Below are 6,000 nucleotides of genomic sequence, written 5' to 3'. Positions count from 1 at the left end.
AATTCTACAGACTTGTCAAGTGTTTTATGCAAAAAAAATGGGGGAATCAATAAAAATTAATGATACTAAAAATGAGTAATCACAGGAACTAGGGAGTTTCCGTGAAATCTCCACTTTTATAAGGGGGAGTTATGTACCTTAACAAATAAGAAACTTCAGTGGGAGAATAAATCTCCTTGTGAAGTCATTAATGTTTCAGCTCAGCAAGAGATGATTTAATGACATTAATATGAAAGCGAGGTATAAATTTATGAAAAAAATAAATTTTGCAATGATAGGATTTGGTGGGATAGCGAAAACACATTCATTAGCAGTTTATGATGCTAACTTAAGGTTTTCACTTCCTTATGAGTTAAATTTAAAATACATTGTAACTAGGGATCCTATGATTTCTCCTATTAGTGGAGTTATAAATGTCACAGACATTGAAGAGGTACTTAAGGATGAAGAGATTGATTTTATTGACATATGTACACCTAACAATGTCCATTTTGACAATGTGGTAAAGGCAGTAAAATACGGCAAAGCTATTTACTGTGAAAAACCACTAGCTACAAATCTTAAAGACGCGATAGAAATGGCAGGACTTGTTAAGGAAAACAATATAAAAAATTCTGTAGCTCTAGTTTATAGATTCATGCCAGCTCTTTCATTACTAAAAGCAGAACTTGAAAAAGAGACAATAGGAAGGATTATAGATTTTAAAGTGAGAACTTATCATGATAGTTATTTAAATGAAAATAAAAAGGATACATGGAGAACTGGAAAAAATTCTGGTGGTGGGGCACTTCTCGATTTAGGTGTCCATTTAATTGACATGATACAATTTACTATGGGAGATATAGAGGGAGTAGATGCAAAATCTAGAATTTTCTTTAAAGACAGATCAGAAGTTGATGAAATTACAAATTGTGAATTTACATTAAAAAATGGCGTAATTGGAAGCCTTGAGGTTTCGAGAGTATTTACTGAAAGAGAACAAACAGATGATTATGTAGTTTATGGAAGCCACGGCAGTATAAAGATTAATTTTAATAATCCTTATGAAATTGAAATATATAGTTATGAAAGTAATTCAACGCAGATAATAAATGTAGCAGCAGGAGAAAAATCATTAAAATTTTATTCGGATAAAAGGAATTCTTTGGGATATTTCCAAAACTGTCATACTGCCTCACTTATAAACTTCGCAAATAAGGTTTATGATAATTCATCCGAAAGCATGGCTGCTGATTTTGATGATGCATTAAAATGTCAGAGAGTAATTGATAAGGTGTATGAGAGAGAGGTATAAGATTTTTCCTATATGTTTCAAATAAGAGGTTAAAACTTTATATAAAATTAAAACTTTTTTAAATAAACTAGAATTTGGGGAATATGGGAAGACTACAAATATAATTAAAAAACCTAATATTTAATGCCATGATACGTTTAAATCCTAGGAAAAAATCTGTTTTTGTGATATATTTAGTAGATATACATAAAACTTACAAGCGACTGAACTTACATGTGATTTGGCTTACTCTCATCCAACCTTTCTCGTTATCAAATTTACGAGCAAGATTGTTATGTGGAAGTCTTCTTAATGCGATAATACTCTTATAGATAAGAGCATTCTCGAGTAATCTGGATTACGGTAGGGGATATTACAAGTTTGCTAGATTAAAAGGAAGGTGCCAAACATGGAAACTAAGACCAGTTCATCAAATTTTATAAGAAACATTGTTATGGAAGATATAGAAACAGGAAAACATAAAAAAATAATTACTCGTTTTCCGCCGGAGCCAAACGGATATTTACATATTGGGCATGCAAAATCAATTATTTTAAACTTTCAATTAGCAGATGAATTTAACGGTATGACTAACTTACGTTTTGATGATACTAATCCAGCTAAAGAGGATAAAGAGTATGTTAAGTCTATAGAAGAAGACGTAAAATGGCTCGGATTTAAGTGGGATAATTTATTCTTTGCATCAAATTATTTTGATGAGATGTATAAGCGTGCCGTATTATTAATAAAAAAAGGTAAAGCATATGTTTGTGATTTAACAGCTGAGGAAATGAAAGAGTACAGAGGGACTTTAAGAAAACCTGGTAAAGTTAGTCCATACATAAATAGAGCAATTGAAGAAAATCTAGACTTATTTGATCGTATGAGAAAAGGTGAATTCCCTGATGGAGCAAAGGTTTTAAGAGCTAGAATTGATATGACTTCTCCAAATATAAACATGAGAGATCCAGTAATTTATCGTATATCTCATGCAATTCATCATAATACGGGAGATAAATGGTGTATATATCCTATGTATGATTATGCACATCCAATAGAAGATGCAATTGAGGGAGTTACACATTCAATTTGTACTTTAGAATTTGAAGATCACAGGCCTCTATATGATTGGGTTGTGAATGTTTGTGAAATGGAAAATAAACCAAGACAGATTGAGTTTGCAAGATTAAATATAACAAATACAGTAATGAGTAAAAGAAATCTTAAGCAATTAGTAGATGAACATGTAGTAGATTCATGGGATGATCCACGTATGCCAACCATAGCTGGACTTAGACGTAGGGGCTATACAGCAGAATCTATACGTAATTTTTGTAGAGAAATCGGAGTTGCAAAAGCTAATAGTAAAGTAGATGGTCAATTGCTTGAGCACTTTATAAGAGAAGATTTAAGTCCTAAAACACTTAGAACAATGGCAATTTTAAGACCTTTAAAAGTAGTTATCACAAATTATCCAGAATCTCAAGTTGAAATGCTTCAAATTGAGAACAATCAAGATGATCCATCTATGGGAACTCGCCAGGTGTCATTCTCAAGAGAAATATATATAGAAAGAGAAGACTTCATGGAAAATCCAATAAAGAAATACTTTAGATTATTTGTGGGTAATGAAGTAAGACTAAAGGGAGCATATTTTATTAAGTGTAATGAAATGGTTAAGGATGCTGATGGAAATGTATCCGAACTACATTGTACTTATGATGTGGAGACTAAGAGTGGTAGTGGATTTACAGGAAGAAAAGTTAAAGGAACAATTCATTGGGTAGATGCAATAAATGCACTCCCTGCAGAATTTAGATTATATGAACCTTTAATTTTAGATGATGATCAAGAAGAAGGAAAAACTTTCTTAGATCAAATAAATCCAAATTCTATAGAAATTTTACAAGGTTTTATAGAACCAAACATGAAAGATTCAAAATCAAATGATAAATTCCAATTCTTTAGACATGGTTATTTCAATGTGGATTATAAATACACAACTGCAGATAAATTAGTGTTTAACAGAATAGTGTCTTTAAAAAGTTCGTTCAAAATTCAAAAATAATAGTTATAATATTAATAAGGCAGCACAAGAATTTATCTTGTGCTGCCTTATTTGTTATATTACTTCAGTTATTATAATAATTTAGTATCGATTTCGTCTTTAATTCTTTTAATAAATGAATCTAGGGAAGTTGCACCCTCATCAGCATTTTTACGGCTTCTAACAGAAACTTCGTCTAGTTCTGCTTCTTTCTCTCCAACTATTAGTAGGAAAGGAACTCTTTCATTACGAGCTTCACGAATTTTATACCCGATTTTTTCTGCTCTAAAGTCAGCTTCAACTCTAATTCTAGATTCTTTAAGTTTTGATACTACTTTTTCTGCATAATCATGATATTTCTCAGAAATTGGTAATACTTTAACTTGAAGTGGTGCAAGCCAAGTTGGGAAAGCTCCTGCATATTTTTCAATAAGCATTGCAAGCGTTCTTTCGTAACAACCAATAGAAGTTCTATGAATAACATATGGACGTTTTTTAACTCCGTCTTTATCAATATAAGTCATATCAAATCTATCTGGTAGTGAGAAGTCAATTTGCACTGTAATTATAGTATCTTCCTTACCATACACATTTTTGAATTGTAAATCTAGTTTAGGACCGTAGAAAGCAGCTTCACCAATAGCTGTTTTATAGTCTATTTTAAGATCGTCTAAAATGACTTTCATCTTAGACTCAGTTTGTGCCCAAGCTTCTGGGTTATCAATATACTTTTCTTTATTATTTGGATCCCATTTTGAGAATCTATAAGTAATATCCTCTTCGATTCCAAGCGTTTTAAGCATAAAGTGAATTAAATCTATAACGTCTTTAAATTCATCTTCTAATTGATCTGGTCTAACAACTAAATGACCTTCTGAAATAGTGAACTGACGTACTCTTGTAAGACCATGCATTTCACCTGAGGATTCATTTCTAAATAATGTAGAAGTCTCTGCATATCTAATTGGAAGATCACGATAACTTTTCTGGTCAGCATTATAAACTGTAAATTGGAATGGGCATGTCATAGGGCGAAGTGCCATAACATCCTCACCTTTAGATTCATCACCAAGAACAAACATTCCATCTTTATAGTGATCCCAATGACCAGATACTTTGTATAACTCACTTTTAGCCATTAATGGAGTTTTAGTTATAACATAACCCCTTTTTTCTTCTTCATCTTCAACAAAACGTTGCAATAACTGGATTACCCTTGCACCATTGGGCATAAGTAGAGGTAAACCTTGACCTATCATTTCTGAGGTAGTGAACAGTTTAAGCTCACGACCAAGCTTGTTATGATCCCTTTTCTTAGCATCTTCCATTTTCTCTATATGAGCATCTAGATCAGATTTTTTTGTAAATGCAGTTCCATATATACGGCTAAGCATTTTGTTTTTTTCGTTGCCTCTCCAATAAGCTCCTGCAACTTGAGTAAGTTTAAAGGCTTTTATATATTTTGTTGACATTAAATGTGGACCTGCACAAAGATCTGTAAATTCACCATGTTTGTAGAAAGATAATTTTGCATCTACTGGTAGGTCTTCAATTAACTGAACTTTAAAGTTCTCATCTAATTTACCCATAAAAGCGATAGCTTCAGCTCTTGGAAGCTCAAACCTTTCTATAGGTAGATCTTCTTTAACAATCTTTTTCATTTCCGCTTCAATTGATTTAATATCGTCAGCAGAAAAAGAATTTTGTTTATCAAAATCATAGTAGAAACCGCCATCTATAGCAGGTCCTATGGCAAGTTTAGTATTTGGGAATAATCGCTTTACTGCTTGAGCTAAAATATGAGTAGCTGTATGTCTAAATGCTCTTTTTCCTTCCTCACTATCAAAAGTTAATATACTAAGCTCACAGTCCTTAGTGAGTTTATAACGTAAATCTACAGTTTGACCATCTACCATACCGGCACAAGCGACTCTTGCAAGTCCCTCGCTAATATCCCTCGCAACTTCAATTACAGTTAGTTCAGATTCATAAGATTTTATTGAACCATCTTTTAGTTTAAGATTTATCATGTACATTGCTCCTCTCTTTTATATACTTGTTTAGGGTTACACTTTTAGAAATGAAGAAATCAAAAATATTATCAACAAGTTTGTAAACTTATATTTTTGGGGAAAATAAAAAAATCCCGTCTCAATTCTAACTATAGAATTGGGACGAGATTATAATTTCCCGCGGTTCCACCCAAATTGTTTATATAATAAACCACTTAATAATTATAACGGAATTACCGGGCTTTGTTGAAGCCGCTCAGAGGTAGTCTTCAGCTAATTTCATTTAAGAATACTTCCAGCAAATGTATTCCTTCTCTGTAAATGTACCATGGCTTACTTTCCTCATCGTAGTATTAATTTATTTATTTATTTACTTACATTAATTATATCACTTGTGGTATATATGTCAAGATAGGCAAAGAGAATAATATGTAATTTAGTACAGTTTTATGGTGTTCATAATACAATAATGTAATTAATCGACAAATAAGTAATATAGATATATTGTTCGGGTGCATTCAATTATAATGGCTATCAATTAAATTATATAGGCAACTTGGGGGAATATAAATGAACTATAAAATATCTAAATCTTAATATGTGTTATGTGCAAATATTGATACGAGTAATTTACTACTTCATTACATATAGGTAATTCATACTAATAT

The 6,000-nt window shown here is 31.7% G+C and carries 3 protein-coding genes and 1 other annotated feature; of the genes, 2 read left to right on the top strand and 1 reads right to left on the bottom strand.

Annotated elements, in window-relative coordinates:
• The first annotated feature begins 250 nt into the window (after positions 1-250).
• Together KPL37_RS15305 and KPL37_RS15300 are read left to right on the top strand one after the other, a co-directional pair.
• Positions 251-1,294 carry a Gfo/Idh/MocA family protein gene (locus tag KPL37_RS15305; RefSeq protein WP_216150759.1) on the top strand — a complete coding sequence of 348 codons (1,044 nt, stop codon included), beginning with the start codon at positions 251-253 and terminating at the stop codon, positions 1,292-1,294.
• Between the two features lie 388 nt (positions 1,295-1,682).
• Complete coding sequence (locus tag KPL37_RS15300; protein ID WP_216150757.1) at positions 1,683-3,341, top strand: glutamine--tRNA ligase/YqeY domain fusion protein; 1,659 nt, start codon at positions 1,683-1,685, stop codon at positions 3,339-3,341.
• A gap of 71 nt (positions 3,342-3,412) precedes the next feature.
• Here KPL37_RS15300 and thrS read toward each other — a convergent pair whose 3' ends face one another.
• Positions 3,413-5,350, bottom strand: coding sequence for a threonine--tRNA ligase (gene thrS, locus KPL37_RS15295; RefSeq protein ID WP_216150755.1), 1,938 nt, complete (start codon positions 5,348-5,350; stop codon positions 3,413-3,415).
• A gap of 137 nt (positions 5,351-5,487) precedes the next feature.
• Positions 5,488-5,690 (bottom strand) — a binding site (T-box leader).
• Positions 5,691-6,000 lie beyond the last annotated feature (310 nt).

This window comes from Clostridium frigoris (assembly GCF_018861865.1).
Classification (GTDB): Bacteria; Bacillota; Clostridia; order Clostridiales; family Clostridiaceae; genus Clostridium_AD; species Clostridium_AD frigoris.
Note: the sequence above shows the minus strand (reverse complement) of the source record. Positions and strands in the feature narration are given on the sequence as shown.